The sequence below is a fragment of the Streptomyces sp. NPDC037126 genome (genome assembly GCF_055605965.1).
In genome coordinates this window covers 806949-827519 of record NZ_JBVJTD010000001.1, presented here as the reverse complement: position 1 = coordinate 827519, position 20571 = coordinate 806949, and the positions used below count along the sequence as shown (strand labels likewise).

Annotated in this window: 16 protein-coding genes and 1 tRNA gene; 9 read left to right on the top strand and 8 right to left on the bottom strand. The window is 71.6% G+C overall.

The genetic code is table 11. The features are described from left to right. Positions 1–124 precede the first annotated feature (124 nt). The 7 genes from ACZ7FF_RS03775 (at position 125) to ACZ7FF_RS03745 (ending at position 9360) form a co-directional block, all read left to right on the top strand. Positions 125–2428 (top strand): FdhF/YdeP family oxidoreductase, encoded by a 2304-nt coding sequence (locus ACZ7FF_RS03775; RefSeq protein ID WP_470809166.1) that lies wholly within the window; start codon positions 125–127, stop codon positions 2426–2428. A 48-nt stretch (positions 2429–2476) separates the two neighbouring features. Then, entirely contained in the window at positions 2477–2965 is a 489-nt protein-coding gene (locus tag ACZ7FF_RS03770) for a hotdog fold thioesterase (RefSeq protein ID WP_470809164.1), read from the top strand. A 664-nt stretch (positions 2966–3629) separates the two neighbouring features. Continuing rightward, complete coding sequence (locus tag ACZ7FF_RS03765; RefSeq protein WP_470809163.1) at positions 3630–4853, top strand: branched-chain amino acid ABC transporter substrate-binding protein; 1224 nt, start codon at positions 3630–3632, stop codon at positions 4851–4853. A gap of 108 nt (positions 4854–4961) precedes the next feature. Beyond that, positions 4962–5891, top strand: coding sequence for a branched-chain amino acid ABC transporter permease (locus ACZ7FF_RS03760; protein ID WP_470809162.1), 930 nt, complete (start codon positions 4962–4964; stop codon positions 5889–5891). Positions 5892–5896: 5 nt separating this feature from the next. Then, positions 5897–7672 carry a branched-chain amino acid ABC transporter permease gene (locus ACZ7FF_RS03755; protein WP_470809587.1) on the top strand — a complete coding sequence of 592 codons (1776 nt, stop codon included), beginning with the start codon at positions 5897–5899 and terminating at the stop codon, positions 7670–7672. A gap of 6 nt (positions 7673–7678) precedes the next feature. Then, on the top strand, positions 7679–8647 hold the full coding sequence (locus ACZ7FF_RS03750) for an ABC transporter ATP-binding protein (RefSeq protein WP_470809160.1): 969 nt from the start codon (positions 7679–7681) through the stop codon (positions 8645–8647). Further along, positions 8644–9360: an ABC transporter ATP-binding protein gene (locus ACZ7FF_RS03745; RefSeq protein WP_470809158.1), complete on the top strand. Its 717-nt coding sequence runs from the start codon at positions 8644–8646 to the stop codon at positions 9358–9360. The genes ACZ7FF_RS03750 and ACZ7FF_RS03745 overlap by 4 nt, the downstream gene beginning before the upstream one ends. Positions 9361–9426: 66 nt before the next feature. Here the strand turns inward: ACZ7FF_RS03745 and ACZ7FF_RS03740 are convergent, their stop codons facing one another. Then, the gene (locus tag ACZ7FF_RS03740; RefSeq protein WP_470809157.1) at positions 9427–10080 is read right to left on the bottom strand and encodes an ANTAR domain-containing response regulator; all 654 of its coding nucleotides are present in this window, start codon (positions 10078–10080) and stop codon (positions 9427–9429) included. A gap of 100 nt (positions 10081–10180) precedes the next feature. Between ACZ7FF_RS03740 and ACZ7FF_RS03735 the strand changes: the two genes are divergently transcribed. Further along, positions 10181–10255 (top strand) — tRNA-Leu (locus ACZ7FF_RS03735). Between the two features lie 60 nt (positions 10256–10315). Here ACZ7FF_RS03735 and pyk read toward each other — a convergent pair. The 3 genes from pyk to ACZ7FF_RS03720 all read right to left on the bottom strand — a co-directional run bounded on the left by pyk (position 10316) and on the right by ACZ7FF_RS03720 (position 14719). Next, entirely contained in the window at positions 10316–11755 is a 1440-nt protein-coding gene (gene pyk, locus ACZ7FF_RS03730) for a pyruvate kinase (protein ID WP_470809156.1), read from the bottom strand. 199 nt (positions 11756–11954) lie between these two features. Then, a complete protein-coding gene (locus tag ACZ7FF_RS03725; RefSeq protein WP_470809154.1) occupies positions 11955–13364 on the bottom strand; it encodes a lysine N(6)-hydroxylase/L-ornithine N(5)-oxygenase family protein in 1410 nt (469 codons plus the stop codon). Next, on the bottom strand, positions 13361–14719 hold the full coding sequence (locus tag ACZ7FF_RS03720; protein WP_470809153.1) for a pyridoxal phosphate-dependent decarboxylase family protein: 1359 nt from the start codon (positions 14717–14719) through the stop codon (positions 13361–13363). The genes ACZ7FF_RS03725 and ACZ7FF_RS03720 overlap by 4 nt, the downstream gene beginning before the upstream one ends. Positions 14720–14974: 255 nt before the next feature. Here ACZ7FF_RS03720 and ACZ7FF_RS03715 point away from each other — a divergent pair, with 255 nt between their 5' ends. Then, a complete protein-coding gene (locus ACZ7FF_RS03715) occupies positions 14975–15517 on the top strand; it encodes a GNAT family N-acetyltransferase (protein WP_470809151.1) in 543 nt (180 codons plus the stop codon). 232 nt (positions 15518–15749) lie between these two features. Here ACZ7FF_RS03715 and ACZ7FF_RS03710 read toward each other — a convergent pair whose 3' ends face one another. The 4 genes from ACZ7FF_RS03710 to ACZ7FF_RS03695 all read right to left on the bottom strand — a co-directional run bounded on the left by ACZ7FF_RS03710 (position 15750) and on the right by ACZ7FF_RS03695 (position 20526). Then, entirely contained in the window at positions 15750–16574 is an 825-nt protein-coding gene (locus ACZ7FF_RS03710; protein ID WP_470809149.1) for an NAD(P)H-binding protein, read from the bottom strand. Between the two features lie 103 nt (positions 16575–16677). Further along, positions 16678–19158, bottom strand: coding sequence for an aminopeptidase N (pepN, locus tag ACZ7FF_RS03705; RefSeq protein ID WP_470809148.1), 2481 nt, complete (start codon positions 19156–19158; stop codon positions 16678–16680). A gap of 110 nt (positions 19159–19268) precedes the next feature. Next, positions 19269–19601, bottom strand: a complete 333-nt coding sequence (locus ACZ7FF_RS03700) for a chorismate mutase (protein ID WP_470809147.1) — start codon at positions 19599–19601, stop codon at positions 19269–19271. A gap of 34 nt (positions 19602–19635) precedes the next feature. Next, complete coding sequence (locus ACZ7FF_RS03695) at positions 19636–20526, bottom strand: helix-turn-helix domain-containing protein (protein ID WP_470809145.1); 891 nt, start codon at positions 20524–20526, stop codon at positions 19636–19638. Between the last annotated feature and the right edge of the window lie 45 nt (positions 20527–20571).

Below are 20571 nucleotides of genomic sequence, written 5' to 3'. Positions count from 1 at the left end.
CGCCACCGGCCGCTGCCGCAACCGGCGTCCTTCGCCTCCTGGCCTGCCCGGGGCTCACCGCTGTCGGTGCCCCGTGGGAGGATCGGCCCGGTATTTCACACACGCAGTCGAAGGGGAGCGTGCGATGGCGACGAAGCCGCCCAAGGGTGATCCGGTTCAGGACGCGCCGCAGGTCGCGGAGCCGAAGCACGCGGCGGCGGGGTTGCCGGCCATCGGGCACACCCTGCGCATCGCCCAGCAGCAGATGGGTGTGAAGCGGACCGCGCTGACGCTGCTGCGGGTGAACCAGAAGGACGGCTTCGACTGCCCCGGCTGCGCCTGGCCGGAGCCGGACCACCGGCACAAGGCGGAGTTCTGCGAGAACGGCGCGAAGGCGGTGGCCGAGGAGGCCACGCTGCGCCGCGTCACCCCGGAGTTCTTCGCCGCGCACCCCGTCGCCGACCTGGCCACGCGCAGCGGTTACTGGCTGGGCCAGCAGGGCCGGCTCACGCACCCCATGTACCTCGCCGAGGGGGCGGAGCACTACGAGCCGGTCGCCTGGGACCGGGCCTTCGACATCATCGCCGAGGAGGTCGCCGCCCTTGACTCGCCCGACGAGGCGGTGTTCTACACCTCGGGCCGCACCAGCAACGAGGCGGCGTTCCTCTACCAGCTCTTCGCGCGCGAGCTGGGCACGAACAACCTGCCCGACTGCTCGAACATGTGCCACGAGTCGTCCGGCTCGGCGCTCTCCGAGACCATCGGCATCGGCAAGGGCAGCGTCCTGCTGGAGGACCTGTACAAGGCCGACCTGATCATCGTCGCGGGGCAGAACCCGGGCACGAACCATCCGCGCATGCTCTCCGCGCTGGAGAAGGCCAAGGCGAACGGCGCGCGGATCATCAGCGTCAATCCGCTGCCCGAGGCCGGCCTGGAGCGGTTCAAGAACCCCCAGACCCCGCAGGGCATGCTCAGGGGCGCCGCCCTCACCGACCTGTTCCTGCAGATCCGCATCGGCGGCGACCAGGCGCTCTTCCGGCTCCTCAACAAGCTGGTCCTCGACACGGACGGCGCGGTCGACGAGGAGTTCGTGCGCGAACACACGCACGGCTTCGAGGAGTTCGCCGCGGCCGCCCGGGCCGCCGACTGGGACCAGACGCTGGCCGCGACCGGGCTCACGCGCGCGGAGATCGAGCAGGCGCTGGGCATGGTGCTCGCCTCGCGGCGCACCATCGTCTGCTGGGCCATGGGCCTCACCCAGCACAAGCACTCCGTGCCGACCATCCGCGAGGTGGTCAACTTCCTGCTGCTGCGCGGCAACATCGGCCGCCAGGGCGCGGGCGTGTGCCCGGTGCGCGGCCACTCGAACGTGCAGGGCGACCGCACGATGGGCATCTTCGAGCGCCCGGCCCCCGCCTTCCTGGACGCGCTGGAGAAGGAGTTCGGGTTCGCGCCGCCCCGGGAGCACGGCTTCGACGTCGTACGGGCCATCCGCGCGCTGCGCGACGGCGAGGCGAAGGTGTTCTTCGCCATGGGCGGCAACTTCGTCTCCGCCTCCCCCGACACCGAGGTGACCGAGGCGGCGATGCGGCGGGCGCGGCTGACCGTGCACGTGTCGACGAAGCTCAACCGCTCGCACGTGGTCACGGGCGCGCGGGCACTGATCCTGCCCACCCTGGGCCGCACCGAGCGGGACCTCCAGGCGGGTGGCGAGCAGTTCGTGACCGTCGAGGACTCCATGGGCATGGTGCACGCCTCACGCGGCCGGCTGGCGCCCGCGAGCGCGCACCTGAGGTCGGAGCCGGCCATCGTCTGCGGTCTCGCGCGCCGGGTGCTCGGCGAGGACAGCGTCGTGCCGTGGGAGGAGTTCGAGAGGGACTACGCGGCGATCCGTGACCGCATCGCGCGCGTGGTCCCCGGTTTCACGGACTTCAACGCGCGCGTGGCCCGCCCCGGCGGTTTCACGCTGCCGCACGCGCCGCGCGACGAGCGGCGCTTCCCGACGGCCACCGGCAAGGCGAACTTCACGGCGGCGCCGGTGGAGTTCCCGGAGCTGCCCGAGGGCCGCCTGCTGCTGCAGACCCTGCGCTCGCACGACCAGTACAACACCACGATCTACGGGCTCGACGACCGCTACCGGGGCATCACGGGCGGCCGCCGGGTGGTGCTGGTGCACCCCGAGGACGCGACGGCGCTCGGCGTCGCGGAGGGGTCGTACGTGGATCTGGTGAGCGAGTGGAAGGACGGGGTGGAGCGTCGGGCGCCGGGGTTCCGCGTCGTGCTCTACCCGACGGCCAGGGGATGCGCGGCGGCGTACTACCCGGAGACCAACGTGCTGGTTCCGCTGGACGCCACCGCCGACACCAGCAACACCCCGGCCAGCAAGTCCGTGGTCGTACGCCTGGAGGCGCCCGTCGGGGGCGGTCTGGAACAATCGGCTACCGACTGAGCGTTTGCTCAGCCACGAGACAGGTGCAAGACGAACGGAGCCGGGCCCATGGGTGAGCAGCAGCAGGTGACATTCCCGCAGGACGTCATCGACGAGTACGCGGCACTCGGCGTGGACCTGCCCGCCCTGTTCTCGGCCGGGCACCTCGGCACGCGGATGGGCGTGCAGATCCTGGAGGCCTCGGCGGACAGGGTCGTCGGGACGATGCCGGTGGAGGGCAACACCCAGCCGTACGGCCTGCTGCACGGCGGCGCCTCCGCGGTGCTGGCCGAGACCCTCGGCTCGGTCGGCTCCATGCTGCACGGCGGCAGCTCGAAGATCGCGGTCGGTGTGGACCTGAACTGCACGCACCACCGCGGGGTCCGCTCGGGCCTGGTGACCGGCGTGGCTACGCCCGTGCACCGGGGGCGGTCGACGGCGACGTACGAGATCGTGATCAGCGATGAGGAGGGCCGCCGGGTGTGCAGCGCGCGCCTGACCTGTCTGCTCCGTGACGTCCGGCCCGAGGACGGCGCCCGGGCGAGCGCCTCCGCCTGAGGCCCCGTACCCGGTTCCAGGAGCCCGGCCCCGCCTCCCTCGTGGAGCGGGGCCGGGCTCTCGGCATTCCGGCAATTCACCTTTCCGGCAGGGCGCCTGAGGGGCCGTCGGCCGGTCCGCGGCCGCTGGAGGCCGCCGGTGCGCGGGGGATGGCACGACGCTCCCTCAACTCCGTACCGCCAAGCGGAATTTCATCGTCCGAGCCGGGACGACCCGTGGTGCCTCGGTGGAGATACCGGTGATCGGTCACGCGGGATTCCCGAATCCGGGCCCTCCCTTTCTTGGCGTAACGCTCCGTAACACGCGCGCAATACGGCACCCCGGTTTCGCCTTGGGAGGAGTGCCTTCCCGGGGCCTTTCCGCGCCGCTTCACGGGCCCGCGACCGGCCGGGGCGCACTGCAGTGCCATGGCCAACCGGAAGTGCGGGTTCTCGAAATGTGGACCGAGAGGAAAATCCGCCAAAACGGCCGAGAGCATCCCCGCCGGAAGTCGGCCGTCCACGCCGTCATAACAAGAAAGTCACAAGCCAGCGCACGGCGCTGCCGAGGTCTCCACGACGGGCTTAGAGTCACGGCCAGTCACCGCTCCAACGGGAGTTCGGTACCGGCGCGGCACCCGCTGTGTCCCTCAGGGGGCCTGACGTGCCTGCGGAAAGGATCGATTGTGCGACAGCGTTCTCTGGTGATTCTTACCTCCGTGCTGACGACCGGAGCTCTGACTCTCACCGCCTGCGGCTCCCGCAACAACGACAGCAAGGGCGGCGACAATGGCAACGTGACGGTCACGATCGGCGTCGACGCCCCGCTGACCGGCCAGAACTCGGCCACCGGCCTCGGCATCCAGTACGGCGCCCAGATCGCCGTCGACGACGCCAACAAGAACAAGACCGTCCCCGGCGTCACCTTCAAGATCAAGGCGCTGGACGACAAGGCGATCCCGGCCACCGGCCAGCAGAACGCCACCCAGCTCGTCTCGGACAAGAGCGTGCTCGGTGTCGTCGGCCCGCTCAACTCCGGTGTGGCCACGCAGATGCAGCAGGTCTTCGCCACCGCCAACCTGGTGGAGATCTCCCCGTCCAACACCGCCCCCGAGCTGACCCAGGGCAAGAACTGGCAGACCAGCAAGTCCCGCCCGTTCAAGACCTACTTCCGCACCGCGACCACCGACGCGCTGCAGGGCGCCTTCGCCGCGGACTACGCCTTCAACGGCCTGCACAAGAAGAAGGCGTTCGTCGTCGACGACAAGCAGACCTACGGCGCCGGCCTCTCCAAGATCTTCCGGGAGCAGTTCGCCAAGCAGGGCGGCAAGGTCATCGGCACCGACCACGTCAACGTGGGCGACCGTGACTTCTCCACCCTCGTCACCAAGATCAAGAACTCGGGCGCCGACATGCTGTACTACGGCGGCCAGTACGACGAGTCCCAGGTGCTGACCAAGCAGCTCAAGGACGCCGGCGCCAAGATCCCGCTGTTCGGCGGCGACGGCATGTTCACCCCGACCTACATCAAGACCGCCGGCAAGGCCTCCGAGGGCGACCTGGTGACCTCCATCGGCGTCCCGGTCGACACCCTGCCCGCCGCCAAGGACTTCGTGGCCACCTACAAGGCCAAGAAGTACCCTGGCGACTACGGCACTTACGGTTCGTACTCCTACGACGCCGCCACCGCGATCATCAAGGCCGTCGGCCAGGTCGTAAAGGACGGCAAGCTCCCGGACGACGCCCGCTCCAAGGTCGTCGACGGGGTCCAGAACAGCTCCTTCGACGGTATCTCCGGCAAGATCGCGTTCGACCAGTACGGCGACACCACGAACAAGCAGCTGACGGTCTACCAGGTCGTCAACGGAGCGTGGAAGTCCGTCAAGAGCGGCACCGCCAACCCGAAGTAACCGACGGAACACCCCGCAACACCAGGGCCGCGCGGCACAGACCACCGTCACCGCGCGGCCCGCCTTCTACGCCCCCCTTGACTCTCCCCACCACATGGAGGCCATGCGGTGAACACCCTGCCGCAGCAGCTGGCCAACGGGCTGTTCCTCGGCTCGATGTACGGCCTGATCGCCATCGGGTACACGATGGTGTACGGCATCGTCCAGCTCATCAACTTCGCCCACGGCGAGATCTTCATGACGGGAGGCTTCGGCGCCCTCACGGTGTACCTCGCCCTGCCGGACGGCATATCCATGTGGATAGCCCTGCCGGCGATGCTGATCGGCGGTGCCCTGGTCGCCGTGCTCATCGCCGTCGGCGCCGAGCGCTTCGCCTACCGTCCACTGCGCGGCGCGCCACGCCTCGCGCCACTCATCACGGCCATCGGCCTCTCGCTCGCGCTCCAGCAGCTCGTCTTCAACGTGTACCCGGACGCCAAGACGGCCCGGGTGTTCCCCCAACTGCCGTTCGGGCCCTACCACCTGGGCTCGATCACGATCCAGAGCGGTGACGTCTTCCTGATCATCGCCGCCCCGCTCTGCATGGCGGTCCTGGCCTTCTTCGTCCGCCTCTCCCGCACCGGCCGCGCCATGCAGGCCACCGCGCAGGACCCGGACACCGCGCAGCTGATGGGCATCGACACCAACCGCATCATCGTCATCGCGTTCGCCATCGGCGGCCTGTTCGCGGCGGTCGCGGGCACGGCGTACGGCCTCAAGTACGGTTCGGTCTCGTACGACATGGGCTTCATCGCCGGCCTCAAGGCGTTCACCGCGGCCGTCCTCGGCGGCATCGGCAACATCTACGGCGCCATGCTCGGCGGTCTCGTCCTCGGCCTCGCCGAGGCCATGGCCACCGCCTACATCGCGAACATCCCCGGCATGCAGCAGCTCGGCGGCGGCGGCTGGGCCGCGGTGTGGGCCTTCGTCCTCCTCATCCTCGTACTCCTCTTCAGGCCACAGGGCCTGCTCGGCGAACGCGTCGCGGACAGGGCGTGAGCACCATGACCGACACCACCACCCAGACCCCGGCCGGGCGCGGTCCCATACCGCTCTCCCCCGTCGTGGCCCGGCTGCTCATCACGGTGGGCGCCATCGGCACCATCGCCAGCACCTTCCTCAGCTGGACCTGGACGTCGGACTTCCCCGGCGACCTGACCATCTACGGGTACCCGGCCGGTCTGCAGGTCATCGCCCTGGTCGCCGGTGCCCTCACGCTCCTGTACGGGCTCGGCCTGTGGAACGTGAAGGGGCTCGACCGGCTGAACCCCGCGGGCGCCACCACCCCGGTCTTCCTGACCACGCTCTCCGCGTTCGCCGTCTGCTGGTTCACCGGCATCGCCATCGCCGTCGACCTCGGCGGTCTGGTCAACCTGGACCCCGGCGCCTTCGTGGCCATGGCCGCCTCGGCCCTGCCGGTCATCGGCGCCCTCGCCCTGCCCCACCCGGCTCCGGGCACCGGCATCCGCGGCTACTTCACCAAGCCCGACCAGCCGCGCCCCGGCGCGCTCCCCCCGCTCGCCGAGCGGGCCGTCATCACCGTGGGCACCGCCCTCGCCCTGGTGATCTTCACCTACGGCATCGGCATCAACGACGACGACAGCGAGACCTTCATCGGCTTCCTCCTGGTCGTCATCTTCGCCGCCTGGGGCCTCATCCACGCCGGTCTCCTCGACCGGTACGCGGCCATCTCCGCACGGCACAAGGGCTTCGCCGCGACGCTCGCCTTCGTCGCCGCCGCGGTCTTCCCCTTCACCCAGAGCGACGACCACAACGCGAACATCGGCGTCAACATCCTGATCTTCGCCACGGTCGCCCTCGGCCTGAACATCGTCGTCGGCCTGACCGGTCTGCTCGACCTCGGTTACGTCGCCTTCCTCGGCGTCGGCGCCTACGCGGCCGCCCTGGTCTCCGGCTCGGAGTACTCCCGGTTCTCCGGCGTGCACTTCCCCTTCTGGGCCGCCGCACTCACCGGCATGGCCGCCTCGCTGGTCTTCGGCGTGCTCATCGGTGCCCCGACGCTGCGGCTGCGCGGCGACTACCTGGCCATCGTCACCCTCGGCTTCGGAGAGATCTTCCGGATCGCGGTCAACAACCTCGACGGCGACTCCGGTCCGAACATCACCCGCGGCCCCAACGGCATCACCCAGATCCCGGACCTGAGCATCTTCGGGTTCAACCTCGGCGAGGGGCACGACATCGCCGGGTTCTCGCTGGGCCGGTTCGCCAACTACCTGTTCCTGATGCTCGTCGTCACGGCGATCGTCGTACTCGTCTTCACCCGCGCCGCCGACTCCCGCATCGGCCGGTCCTGGATCGCCATCCGCGAGGACGAGACCGCCGCCACCGCCATGGGCATCAACGGCTTCCGGGTCAAGCTGATCGCCTTCGCGCTCGGCGCCTCCCTCGCGGGGCTCGCCGGCACCGTGATGGCGCACGTCAACTACAGCGTCAACCCGCAGCCCTACCAGTTCGCCGGCGCCGCCCCGCCCAACTCGGCCTTCCTGCTGGCCGCCGTCGTCCTCGGCGGCATGGGCACCGTCAGCGGCCCGCTGCTCGGCGCGAGCGTCCTCTACCTGGTGCCGGAGAAGCTGCAGTTCCTGCAGAACTACGAGCTGCTCGCGTTCGGTGTCGCGCTGATCCTGCTGATGCGGTTCCGGCCGGAGGGCATCATCGCCAACCGCCGCCGCCAGCTGGAGTTCCACGAGACCGGCCAACTCGACGTGCCGGCGCAGACGACGCTGTCCGACGAGGCGGCCGTCACCAAGGCAGGGGCGTAAGGAACCATGACGACACCTGTACTCGAAGCCCGTGACGTCACCATGCGGTTCGGCGGCCTCACCGCCGTCCGGTCCGTCGACTTCACGGTGAACAGCGGCGAGATCGTCGGCCTGATCGGCCCGAACGGCGCCGGCAAGACCACGTTCTTCAACTGCCTCACCGGTCTGTACGTCCCCACCGAGGGCAAGGTCGCCTACAAGGGCAGGGTGCTGCCGCCCAAGCCGCACCTGGTGACGCAGGCGGGCATCGCCCGTACGTTCCAGAACATCCGGCTCTTCGCCAACATGACGGTGCTGGAGAACGTCCTCGTGGGCCGCCACACGCGGACCAAGGAGGGCCTGTGGTCGGCGCTGCTGCGCGGCCCCGGCTTCCGCAAGGCGGAGAAGGAGTCCGAGGCGCGGGCCATGGAACTCCTGGAGTTCGTCGGCCTCGCCGGCAAGCGCGAGCACCTGGCGCGCAACCTGCCCTACGGCGAGCAGCGCAAGCTGGAGATCGCGCGGGCCCTGGCCAGCGAGCCGGGTCTGCTGCTGCTCGACGAGCCGACCGCCGGAATGAACCCGCAGGAGACCCGGACCACCGAGGAACTGGTCTTCGCCATCCGGGACAGGGGCATCGCCGTGCTCGTCATCGAGCACGACATGCGGTTCATCTTCAACCTGTGCGACCGCGTCGCCGTGCTCGTCCAGGGCGAGAAGCTGATCGAGGGCACCTCCGAGGTCGTCCAGGCCGACGAGCGGGTCATCGCCGCCTACCTGGGCGAGCCCTTCGAGGGCGACCCGGGCGAGGCGGACGCAGCCGCCGTGGAGGCGGCCGAGGCGGCCGCCGACTCCGCCCCGGCCGAGCCCGCGGAGAGCCCGGACAGCCCCGACAGCCCGGACAGCCTCGAAGAGGCGGCGAGCAGCGAGAGCGCGGACAGTGCCGACGACGCGGAGAGCGCCGGGAGCACCAGCACCACCGAGGGAGAGACGCCGTGACCGCACTGCTCGAGGTCGAGGACCTCAGGGTCGCCTACGGCAAGATCGAGGCCGTCAAGGGCATCTCGTTCAGCGTCGAGGCCGGCCAGGTCGTCACCCTCATCGGCACCAACGGCGCCGGCAAGACGACCACCCTGCGCACCCTCTCGGGCCTGCTGAAGCCCGTCGGCGGGAGGATCGCCTTCGACGGCAAGCCGCTCAGCGGGGTCCCGGCGCACAAGATCGTCGCGCTCGGGCTCGCCCACTCCCCCGAGGGCCGGCACATCTTCCCGCGCCTGACGATCGCCGAGAACCTGCAGCTCGGCGCCTTTCTCCGCAAGGACAAGGAGGGCATCGAGAAGGACATCCAGCGGGCCTACGAGCTGTTCCCGATCCTCGGCGAGCGGCGCAAGCAGGCCGCGGGCACCCTCTCGGGCGGTGAGCAGCAGATGCTGGCGATGGGCAGGGCGCTGATGTCCCGGCCGAAGCTGCTGATGCTGGACGAGCCGTCCATGGGGCTGTCGCCGATCATGATGCAGAAGATCATGGCGACGATCGCCGAGCTGAAGTCCCAGGGCACGACGATCCTGCTGGTCGAGCAGAACGCCCAGGCGGCGCTCTCGCTCGCCGACCAGGGCCATGTCATGGAGGTCGGCTCGATCGTCCTGTCGGGCAGCGGCCAGGACCTGCTGCACGACGAGTCGGTCCGCAAGGCCTACCTCGGCGAGGACTGACACCGGACACGACGAGGCCCGCGCCCCCAGTCCGGGGCGCGGGCCTCGTCGTACGGGAGCCGCGGCTCAGCCGTTCCTGGCCTTCTTCTCCTCGCTGTCCGCGATGACGGCCTCGGCGACCTGCTGCATCGACATGCGGCGGTCCATCGACGTCTTCTGGATCCAGCGGAAGGCGGCCGGCTCGGTCAGGCCGTACTCGGTCTGCAGGATGGACTTCGCGCGGTCGACAAGCTTGCGGGTCTCCAGCCGCAGGGTGAGGTCGGCGACCTCCTTCTCCAGCTGCTTCAGCTCGGTGAAGCGGGAGACCGCCATCTCGATGGCCGGGACGACGTCGCTCTTGCTGAACGGCTTGACCAGGTACGCCATGGCACCGGCGTCCCGGGCCCGCTCGACGAGGTCGCGCTGCGAGAAGGCGGTGAGCATCAGGACCGGCGCGATGGACTCCTCGGCGATCTTCTCGGCCGCGGAGATACCGTCCAGCTTGGGCATCTTGACGTCCAGGATGACCAGGTCCGGCCGGTGCTCGCGGGCCAGCTCCACGGCCTGCTCACCGTCCCCGGCCTCACCGACGACGCTGTAGCCCTCCTCTTCCAGCATCTCCTTGAGGTCGAGCCGGATCAGGGCCTCGTCCTCGGCGATGACGACACGGGTCGTCAGCGGAGGCACGTGCGACTTGTCGTCGTCGGGCGCGTCTACGGGCTGGGGCGACTCGGCGGTCACGGGGGCTCCTCGTTCAGGGCAGGGCTACTGCTGACAAGAGCCTACCTAGCTACGGTATGGTGGACGCGCGGAGGGTCGGGGGAAACCTTGGATTCTGCGAGCCCCGGTAGCCCAATTGGCAGCAGGCAACGGATTCAAAACCCGTACAGTGTCGGTTCGAGTCCGACCCGGGGCACTTTTCCTTGGATTCCAAGGTCACTGTTTGGGCGGGCCCCTCGGGTTGAGGGGCCCTTTCTCATGCCCGGGGGCTGTCGTCCTCACCGATGTGGTGGACGCGGACCATGTTGGTCGAGCCGGAGACCCCGGGCGGCGAGCCCGCGGTGATCACCACGACATCACCCTTCCGGCAGCGGCCGTACCGCAGCAGCAACTCGTCCACCTGCTCGACCATGGCGTCCGTCGAGTCGACGTGCGGGCCGAGGAAGGTCTCCGCGCCCCAGGTGAGGCTGAGCTGGGAACGGGTGGCCGGCTCGGGGGTGAAGGCGAGCAGCGGGATCGGCGAGCGGTAGCGGGAGAGCCGGCGGGCCGTGTCTCCCGACTGGGTGAAGGCCACGAGGAACTTCGCGCCGAGGAAGTCGCCCATCTCGGCGGCGGCCCGGGCGACGGCGCCGCCCTGGGTGCGGGGCTTGCTCCGCTCGGTCAGCGGCGGCAGGCCCTTGGCCAGCATGTCCTCCTCGGCCGCGGCGACGATCTTCGCCATGGTGCGCACGGTCTCGACCGGGTGGCGGCCGACGCTGGTCTCGCCGGAGAGCATCACCGCGTCCGCGCCGTCGAGGACGGCGTTGGCCACGTCCGAGGCCTCGGCGCGGGTGGGGCGGGAGTTGACGATCATCGAGTCGAGCATCTGGGTGGCGACGATGACCGGCTTGGCGTTGCGCCTGGCGAGCTTGACGGCGCGCTTCTGGACGATCGGCACCTGCTCCAGCGGCATCTCCACGCCGAGGTCGCCACGCGCGACCATCAGCCCGTCGAAGGCGGCCACGATGTCGTCGAGGTTCGCCACGGCCTGCGGCTTCTCGATCTTGGCGATCACCGGGAGGCGGCGGCCCTCCTCGGCCATGATGCGGTGCACGACCCTGGCGTCGTCGCCACTGCGCACGAAGGAGAGCGCGACGACGTCGAAGCCGGTGCGCAGCGCCCAGCGCAGGTCGTCCTCGTCCTTCTCGGAGAGGGCGGGGACGGAGACGGCGACGCCGGGGAGGTTGAGTCCCTTGTGGTCGGAGACCATGCCGCCCTCGACCACCCGGGTGTGCACGCGGGGGCCGTCGACGGCGGTGACCTCCAGGCAGACCTTGCCGTCGTCCACCAGGACGCGCTCACCGGGGGCGACGTCGGCGGCGAGGCCGGCGTAGGTGGTGCCGCAGCGGTGGCGGTCGCCCTCGACGCCCTCCTCCACGGTGATCGTGAAGGCGTCGCCGCGTTCAAGCAGTACCGGTCCTTCGGCGAAGCGGCCGAGCCGGATCTTCGGACCTTGAAGGTCGGCGAGGATTCCGACGCTGCGGCCGGTCTCGTCGGCCGCCTTTCTCACGCGCTGATAACGCTCCTCGTGTTCGGCGCGGGTGCCGTGGCTGAGGTTGAAGCGGGCGACGTCCATTCCGGTGTCGACCAGTGCCTTGATCTGGTCGTACGAGTCGGTGGCGGGCCCCAATGTACAAACGATCTTTGCTCGGCGCATGTATTCGAGCCTAGGCCTTACCGGTGGGTAGAGATTCCGGGTGGCGTGACTACTCAACAACGCTTGAGTGAAGCCTTATTGACAAGTGTTGAATTGTGCGGGGGACCGCTCGCATGAGCGAATTCCCCGCGCACCCGGCCCCTTTTCCTTCGCCGGTCGACTACCGGGGGTGATGTACGCGGTCACGACGACCGGCTCGTCACCTTCCCTCGACGAGTGGCGTCAGCTGCTTCGGCCGCCGGGTCCCCGGGACGCGTGCGGGCCCCTCCAGACCGAAGGTGGTGAAGGCGGTGCGCTCGGCGAGCGGGTAGGGGTCCTTCCCGGTCACGGAGTTGAGGATGGTGGCGCTGCGCCAGGCGGCGAGCCCGAGGTCGGGGGCGCCCACGCCGTGGGTGTGGAGCTCGGCGTTCTGCACGTGGACGGAGCCGGTCACCGAGGGGTCGAGGACCAGCCGGAACTCCTCGTCGATGCGCGGGCGTTCGCTGCTGTCGCGGCGCATGTAGGGGTCGAGTCCGGCGAGGATGCGGCCGAGCGGCCGTTCCCGGTAGCCGGTGGCGAGGACGACGGCGTCGGTGGTGAGCCGGGAGCGGCCGTCCTGCTGGATGTGCTCCAGATGGAGTTCGATCCGGGTGTTGGCGATGCGGCCCGCGGTGCGCACCCGGACGCCGGGGGTGAGGACGGCGTCGGGCCAGCCGCCGTGCAGGGTGCGCCGGTACAGCTCGTCGTGGAGGGCGGCGAGGGTGTCGGCGTCGATGCCCTTGTGCAGCTGCCACTGCGCGGAGACCAGCCGGTCGCGGACGGGCTCGGGCAGGGCGTGGAAGTAGCGGGTGTAGTCGGGCGTGAAGTGCTCCAGGCCGAGCTTGGAGTACTCCATCGGCGCGAACGCCTCGGTGCGGCCGATCCAGTGCAGCCTCTCCCGGCCGGCCGGGCGGTGGCGCAGCAGGTCGAGGAAGACCTCGGCGCCGGACTGTCCGGAGCCGACGACGGTGACGTGCCCGGCGGCGAGGACGTCGTCGCGGTGGTCGAGGTAGTCGGCGGCGTGGATGACGGGCACGCCGGGGGCCTCCACCAGGGGCCTGAGCGGGTCGGGCACATGGGGGACGGTGCCGACGCCGAGGACGATGTTGCGGGTGTAGGTGCGGCCGAGGGCCTCCGCCTCGCCCTCGGCGTCGAGCTGGGTGAAGTCGACCTCGAACACGTCGCGTTCGGGGTTCCAGCGGACGGCGTCGACCTGGTGGCGAAAGCGCAGCCCGGGCAGGCTCTGGGCGACCCAGCGGCAGTAGGCGTCGTACTCGGCGCGCTGGATGTGGAAGCGCTCGGCGAAGTAGAAGGGGAACAGCCGCTCCCGGGCCCGAAGGTAGTTGAGGAAGCTCCAGGGGCTGGTGGGGTCGGCGAGGGTCACCAGGTCGGCCAGGAACGGCACTTGGACGGTGGCGCCCTCGATGAGCAGACCGGGGTGCCAGTCGAAGCCGGGCCGCTGTTCGTAGAAGACGGCGTCGAGTTCGGCGAGCGGGTGGGCGAGGGCGGCGAGGGAGAGGTTGCACGGTCCGATGCCGATGCCGACCAGGTCGCGGGGGGACTCGGGCTCGTGGCGTGGGGGGAGGGTCATCCGGGGGTGCTTCCTTCGACGAGTTTCAACAGGTGGGCCAAGTCGTCCGGCCGGGTGCGGGGGTTGAGGAGGGTGGCCTTGAGCCAGAGCCGGCCGTCCGGGCGGGCGCGGCCGAGGACGGCCCGGCCCTCGTGCAGCAGCCTGCGGCGCACGGTGGCCACGGCGTCGTCGCCGGCCCCGGCGGGCCGGAAGAGGACCGTGCTGATGACGGGCCGGCCGTACAGCTCGAAGCCGGGGTGGTCCTGGACGAGCTCGGCGAACTCGTCGGCCCGGGCGCACACCTGGTCGACCAGGGCGCCCAGGCCGCCGCGGCCGAGGGTCCTCAGGGTGACGGCGATCTTCAGGACGTCGGGGCGGCGGGTGGTGCGCAGCGAGCGGTCGAGCAGGTCGGGCAGGCCCGCCTCGGTGTCGTCGTCGGCGTTGAGGTAGTCCGCGCGCTGGTGGAGCACGGCGAGTTCGCCCGGGCGTGCGACGGCGAGCAGCCCCGCGGCGACCGGCTGCCAGCCGAGCTTGTGCAGGTCGAGGGTGACGGTGTGGGCGGCTTCGAGCCCGGCGAGCTTCTCGCGGTGCCGGCCGCTGAACAGCAGCCCTCCGCCGTAGGCGGCGTCGATGTGCAGGCGGGTGCCGTGGGCGGCGCACAGGCCCGCGATCTGGGGCAGGGGGTCGATCAGGCCGGCGTCGGTGGTGCCGGCGGTGGCGGCGACGAGCAGCGGGCCGGGGAGCGTGGTGAGGGCGGCGTCCAGGGCGGCCGGGTCGAGGGTGCCGTTGGGCGCCGGGACGACCACCGGGTCGGGCAGGCCGAGCAGCCAGGCGGCGCGGGCCAGGGAGTGGTGGGCGTTGGCGCCGCAGACGAGTCGGACGCTGCCGTCGTGCGCCTCGCGGGCGAGCAGCAGCGCGAGCAGGTTGGACTCGGTGCCGCCGGTGGTGACCACGGCGTCGGCCAGCCCGGTCTCGCGGGCGAGCGCGCGTGCCACGACGGATTCCAGCGCGGAGGCGGCCGGGGCCTGGTCCCAGGAGTCCAGGGAGGGGTTCAGGGCGCTCGCGGCGAGGTCGGCGGCGGTGGCGACGGCGAGCGGCGGGCAGTGCAGATGGGCCGCGCACAGGGGCTCGGCGGGGTCGGCCGCGCCCTCGGCGAGGGCGTGCACGAGCGCGCGCAGGGCGTCGGGGTCGCCGTCCTCCGGCAGGACGTCCCCGAGGGCGTCGGCGACCCGGGCGGCGACGGCGGCGGGACCGCCGGCGGGCAGCGGGCCGCCGCGCGCCCGGCCGCCGGCCGCGAGCGCGTCGAGCACGGTGTCGAGCAGCGGCCGCAGGGCGTCGGGCCCTTCGGGTCCCGAGGCGAGGGGCGGCGTACGCATCGGCTCTCCTCCGCTCATGGCTCTCCTCCGGGGCGCGGCGCGCGGACCTCCGGCGGACTCCCCGGTCGTCGGGCTCTTGCGTCCTCAGCCGCGGGTTTCCGGGTCCGGTCGGGTTCCGGCTTGTGAGTGGTCTTCCAGCTTGTACGGGAAGGGGGCCACGTGTCCTGAAAGTCCAACGATCGAAACCCGAAAGTGGGTACTGCCGTGCGGGGAAAACACGTTGGAGCGGGGGCCGCGAGGGGTACTTTCAGTCGAATGGTTGACGCGTGGATGATCGACGTGCCCGGTGAGCGCGTGCTGGTCCGTGAGCTCGGCCCGGCGGACGAGGAACCCCTGCTCAGGCTGTTCGAGGAGTGCGAGGACTGGTTCGTGGCGGCCACTGGCCTGCCGTCGGGGCCGGGCGACGTGCAGAGCCTGTTCTACGCGCTGCCCGAGGGCGCGGGACCCGACGACAAGGTGCTGCTGGTGCTGGAGCGGGACGGGGTGGTCGCGGGCGTGGTGGACGCCGTGCGTGACCATCCGGAGCCGGGCGCGGTGGCCGTGGGCCTGTTCCTGCTGGCCCCGTGGGCGCGGGGGCGGGGCCTCGGCCGGGCCCTGGCCGCGTCCCTGCTGGCCCGCGCCGAGGGCGCGACGGTGGTGACGGCGACGGTCCCGCCGGGCTGGCGGCCCGGCGAGTGCTTCCTGCGGCGGCTCGGCTTCACCCTCGACACGGGTGCCCCAGACGGCACGGCCGGCCGCCGCCCGGGCCCACGCGAGGACGGCGTACGACGGGCCGTGCTCCGCCCGGCGACGGGCTGAGCACGGCAAGCCGGTGCACGACGGGCCATCCTCCGCCCGGCGACGGCCTGAGTCCGGCGAGGCGGTGTACGGCGGGCGGCGCTCGGGCTGAGTCCCGCACGGCAGCGTACGACGGGCCATCCTCCGCCCGGGGGGCGTGCTGAGTCTCCCGAGCCAGTGTACGGCGGGCGGCGCTCGGCCCGGCCGCGGGCTGAGTCCTGGGGGGTGTCGGCCTCCGTCGGCCCCCCCTGTCCTAGGCCGTGAAGTCCCCCGCGTGGTCCCTGGCCCACTGGGCGAAGGTGCGGGCGGGGGTGCCGGTGGTCTTCTCGACCGTCGCGGTGATCTCCGGAGGCACGCCGACGGTTCCGGCGAAGGTCTCCAGCAGCCGTTCGAGCATCTGCGGCGGCACGTGCGGGAAGAGTTCCGGGCCCGCCTCGCGCGGGTCCACCTCGACGAAGGCCAGTTCCTTGCCGACGGCCGCGCCGATCGCCGCGACCTGCTCGGCGTTGCTGACCGCCTCGGGTCCGGTCAGCCGGTGCACGGCGCCCTCGTGCCCGTCGTCGAGCAGCGCGCGCTCGGCGACGGCCGCGATGTCGTCCTCGTGGATGGGCGCGGAGAGCCCGTCCGCGAACACGCCCCGGACGGTGTTCCCGGCGCGGATCTGGGGCGCCCACCGCAGGGCGTTGGTGGCGAACGCGTTGGGCCGCAGGAAGGTCCAGGCGAGCCCGCTGTCGCGGATCCGCCGTTCCACCGTGGCGTGCGCGACGTGGATGGGGTGGGTCTCGTCCGCGCCCTCCTGGACGATGCCGCTGGAGAGCAGCACGGCGTGCCGGACGCCGTGCGCGCGGGCCGCGTCGAGGAGGGAGACGGTGCCCGCCTGGGCGTAGAGGAAGAGTTTCGTCGCGCCCTCGAACAGGGCAGCGGGGTCCTCCGGCCGGAATCGCACCACCTCGGCCCGCCCGGGCAGCGCGGCCCGTTCGGGGTCGCGGGTCAGCGCGCGCACGGGCTGACCCGCGGCGAGGAGACGGTCGACGAGGGCGCGTCCGACGTTGCCGGTCGCGCCGGTCACGACGATCACGATGCTGCCTCCAGAGGCTCGGCCGATCGTTCCCGCAGAGCCTAGGAGGGCGGTCCCCGCGCCGCATCGTCGCCGGGGACCAGCCGCGTCTACGTCGCCGGACCTACTCCCCGCGCACCCGCAGGGCCCTGGTCAGGTCGTCGAGCCGGTCGGCGAGGGTACGGCGCAGGGCCGGGGTGAGCTCGGCGTCGTCCAGGCACGCCTCGCCGAGACGCACGTTCTCGGCGTCGACGGCGTGGGCCGGGAAGCACCAGCGGCCGGCGGCGACCGCGATGGCGGGGCCGCGGCGGGCGGCGAGGGAGACCGCGTCGTCGTAGAAGCGTGCCACGTACTCCCGTACCAGCTCGGCCTGCTCGGGCTGCCAGAAGCCCTGCGCGGTGGCCGTGAACAGGTAGTTCGACAGGTCGTCGCCGGCGAACATCGCCTCCCAGGCCGCGCGCTTGGCGTCCGGGTCGGGCAGGGCGGCACGGCAGCGGGCGGCGCCCTCCTGGCCGGTGGCGCTCGGGTCGCGCTCCAGCTCGGCGGCGATGGCGGCCTCGTCGGTGGCGCCGAGCACGGCGAGCCGGGAGAGGACGCGCCAGCGCAGCTCGGGGTCGAGCTCCGGCCCCCCGGGCACCGTGCCGTCGGCGAGCCAGGCGGCGATGGTGTCCGGGTGCGCGGCCACGCCGATCAGATGGCGCACGGCGATCAGCCGCAGGCCGGGGTGGTCGCCGTCCTCGGTGCGCCGCAGCAGGTCGCGGCAGAGCGAGGTGAGGGTGGCCAGGGCGGCCGGGCGCTCCTCGGCGGGCAGGTACTGGTCGGCGATCTGGCCGGAGGCGAAGGCGAGGACGCCCTGCACGACGGCCAGGTCGGTCTCGCGCGGGAGGTGCGCGCGGGCCGTCTCCAGATAGGCGGCGGGGGGCAGTTCGCCGTCGCGGACGGCGTCCCTGAGGGCGTTCCAGACGACCGCGCGGGTGAGCGGGTCGGGCAGCCCTGACAGTCCGGCGCGGAGGGCGTCGAACGACTCGGTGTCGAAGCGGACCTTGGCGTAGGTGAGGTCGCCGTCGTTCAGGAGGAGCAGCGCGGGACGCTTGCCGATGGGCTGCGGCTCGGCCTGCGGGACGTCGAGGTCGCGGCGCTCGCGCAGCACCAGCCGGCCCTCGTCGGCGACGTCGTGGTCGTAGAGGCCGGCGGTGAGGCGGTGCGGGCGGCTGCCCGCGCGGTCCACGGTCAGCACGCAGGTGCCCTCGGCGGCGGTGATCACGGGCGTGAGCGTGTCGACGCCGGTGGTGCGCAGCCAGCTGTCGGCCCAGGCGTGCACGTCGCGCTCGGTGGCCGAGGCGAGGGAGTCGATGAAGTCGGCGAGGGTGGCGTTGCCGAACTTGTGCCGGGCGAAGTGGGTGTTGATGCCGGCGAGGAAGTCCTTCTCGCCCAGCCAGGCGGCCAGCTGGCGCAGGGCGGAGGCGCCCTTGGCGTAGGAGATGCCGTCGAAGTTGAGCAGCGCGGAGGCCGTGTCGTCGACGTTCTCGGGGGCGACCGGGTGGGTGGTGGGCCGCTGGTCGGCGTCGTACCCCCAGGCCTTGCGGGTGACGCCGAACTCGGTCCAGGGGTCGGTGAAGCGGGTGGCCTCGGCGGTGGTCTGGTAGCCCATGTACTCGGCGAAGGACTCGTTCAGCCAGATGTCGTCCCACCACTTGAGGGTGACCAGGTCGCCGAACCACATGTGGGCCATCTCGTGCGCGATGACCATGGCGCGGGTCTGCCGCTCGGTCTCGGTGACCGCGGACCGGTAGACGAACTCGTCGCGGAAGGTGACCAGGCCCGGGTTCTCCATGGCGCCCGCGTTGAACTCGGGGACGAACGCCTGGTCGTAGGAGTCGAAGGGGTACGGCTCCTCGAACTTCTCGTGGTACCGGTCGTAGCACGCGCGCGTGACGTCGAGGATCTCGTCCGCATCGGTGTCGAGGTACGGCGCGAGGGAGCGGCGGCAGTGGATGCCGAAGGGCAGTCCGCGGTGCTCGGTCCGCACCGAGTGCCAGGGGCCGGCCGCGACGGCGACCAGGTAGGTGGAGATCAGCGGGGTCGGCGCGGCCCGCCAGACACCGTCGCCCCGCTCCTCGGTGACCCCGTTGGCGAGCACCGTCCAGCCCTCGGGGGCCTTGACGGAGACCTCGAAGACGGACTTCAGGTCGGGCTGGTCGAAGGCGGTGAAGACGCGCTGGACGTCGTCCATGAACAGCTGCGTGTAGACGTACGTCTCGCCGTCGCTCGGGTCGGTGAAGCGGTGCATGCCCTCGCCGGTGCGGGAGTAGCGCATGACCGCGTCGACGCGCAGTTCGTGCTCGCCGGCGGCGAGGTCCTTCAGCGGCAGCCGGCCCTCGTGCAGCGAGTCCGGGTCGAGGGGCTGCCCGTCGAGCGTGACGCCGCGCAGCTCGGCGGGCTTCAGCTCGACGAACGTGTCGCCGTCCGTCCGTGCGGTGAACCGGATCACGGTGTGGGAGCCGAAGGTCTCGTCCCCGGTGGTGAGGTCCAGTTCGACCGTGTAGTGGTGGACGTCGAGGAGCTGTGCACGGAGCTGCGCTTCGTCGCGCGTGAGTACGGACATGCAGGCCATGCTGCCTGATGGGACCGACAGCGCACAGGGGCGGATCGGTACACGGCTTATGTCCGCTTCGCTCCCCTGCCCCCGCGGCCGGCCCGTCCGCCCCTTGCGGGTCAGCGCCCGTTGGTGTCCTCGGCGATGCGCTCGTGGTGCCTGATCACCTCGGCGATGATGAAGTTCAGGAACTTCTCGGCGAACGCGGGATCGAGCTTGGCGCTCTCGGCGAGGCGGCGCAGCCGCTCGATCTGGCGGGCCTCGCGGGCCGGGTCGGCGGGCGGCAGCTGGTGCACCGCCTTGAGCCGGCCGACCTGCTGCGTGGCCTTGAAACGCTCGGCGAGCATGTGGACGACGGCCGCGTCGATGTTGTCGATGCTGTCGCGCAGCCGCTCCAGTTCCTGGCGGACCCCGGGGTCCACGTCACCGGTGCCGGTGTTGCTGGTGGTCATGGGTGCCCACCCTATGTGCTCGCCGGGGCCGCCCCTACGGGGTGTGGCGGGATTCGATCACCGGAGGGGCGTCGGGTTCCGGGACGCGGTCGCTCCAGCCACCGGGGACGCTGCGCCCCTGCTGGGCGCGGAAGCGGACGGGAGCGAGGCCGACACGACGGGTGAACAGCCGGGAGAAGTAGGCCGGATCGTCGTAGCCGACGCGGCGGGCGACGGCCGCGACGGGCAGTTCGGTGGCGGCGAGCAGTTCCTTGGCGCGGCCGAGACGGATCCCGAGGAGGTAGTCCTTGGGGCTGCATCCGGCCGCCCGGCGGACCGCGCCGCGCAGCTCGGCGGTGGTCATGCCGTGCCGGGCCGCGTGGTCGGAGACGCTCATCGGGGTGCAGGCGTCGCGGGCGAGGGCCTCCAGCACCTGGTCGCCGTCGGGCGCGAGGTCGGCGCGGGCGCGGCGCAGCGCGACGAGCAGTTCGTGCACGGCGGCGCCGGTCTCCACCTCCAGCAGCGGGTTGCCGCGGCGGGCGGCGCGGGCGATGCGGGCGACGACCGCCCGGGGCCCGGCGGCGTCGGAGAGGGCGACGACGGGCCGCTCGGGTTCGATGTAGCCGAGTTCGGTGTAGGTCGTGGTGGCGGGCCCGGCGAAGTCGACGAAGCCCTCGTCCCAGCCGGAGTGCGCGTCGGGCGCGTAGTGGTGCGGCACGCCCGGGGTCAGCCACAGCAGCGCGGGCGCGGTGACGGTCGTACGGCGGCCGTCCGCGCCCCGGTACCAGCCGCCGCCCGAGCTGATCACGACGGCCACGTGGTGGTCGAGGGTGCGCGGGCCGACCGTGGGCAGCGCGCCGTGCTGGAGGCCGACGCCGAGGCAGACCAGGCCGAGGCGGTGGTGGGCGGGGCCGGGGCTGAAGAACCGCATCCAGGTCTGGTACATCGGCGCTCCTCCCCGCGTCGGCGACGGCCGACTTTTGTCCAAGCA

Coding starts and splice junctions, on each gene's coding strand:
- ACZ7FF_RS03775 (WP_470809166.1), top strand. CDS start 125: ATGGCGACGAAGCCGCCCAAGGGTGATCCGGTTCAGGACGCGCCGCAG.
- ACZ7FF_RS03770 (WP_470809164.1), top strand. CDS start 2,477: ATGGGTGAGCAGCAGCAGGTGACATTCCCGCAGGACGTCATCGACGAG.
- ACZ7FF_RS03755 (WP_470809587.1), top strand. CDS start 5,897: ATGACCGACACCACCACCCAGACCCCGGCCGGGCGCGGTCCCATACCG.
- ACZ7FF_RS03750 (WP_470809160.1), top strand. CDS start 7,679: ATGACGACACCTGTACTCGAAGCCCGTGACGTCACCATGCGGTTCGGC.
- pyk (WP_470809156.1), bottom strand. CDS start 11,755: ATGCGCCGAGCAAAGATCGTTTGTACATTGGGGCCCGCCACCGACTCG.
- ACZ7FF_RS03725 (WP_470809154.1), bottom strand. CDS start 13,364: ATGACCCTCCCCCCACGCCACGAGCCCGAGTCCCCCCGCGACCTGGTC.
- ACZ7FF_RS03720 (WP_470809153.1), bottom strand. CDS start 14,719: ATGCGTACGCCGCCCCTCGCCTCGGGACCCGAAGGGCCCGACGCCCTG.
- ACZ7FF_RS03715 (WP_470809151.1), top strand. CDS start 14,975: ATGGTTGACGCGTGGATGATCGACGTGCCCGGTGAGCGCGTGCTGGTC.
- pepN (WP_470809148.1), bottom strand. CDS start 19,158: ATGTCCGTACTCACGCGCGACGAAGCGCAGCTCCGTGCACAGCTCCTC.
- ACZ7FF_RS03700 (WP_470809147.1), bottom strand. CDS start 19,601: ATGACCACCAGCAACACCGGCACCGGTGACGTGGACCCCGGGGTCCGC.
- ACZ7FF_RS03695 (WP_470809145.1), bottom strand. CDS start 20,526: ATGTACCAGACCTGGATGCGGTTCTTCAGCCCCGGCCCCGCCCACCAC.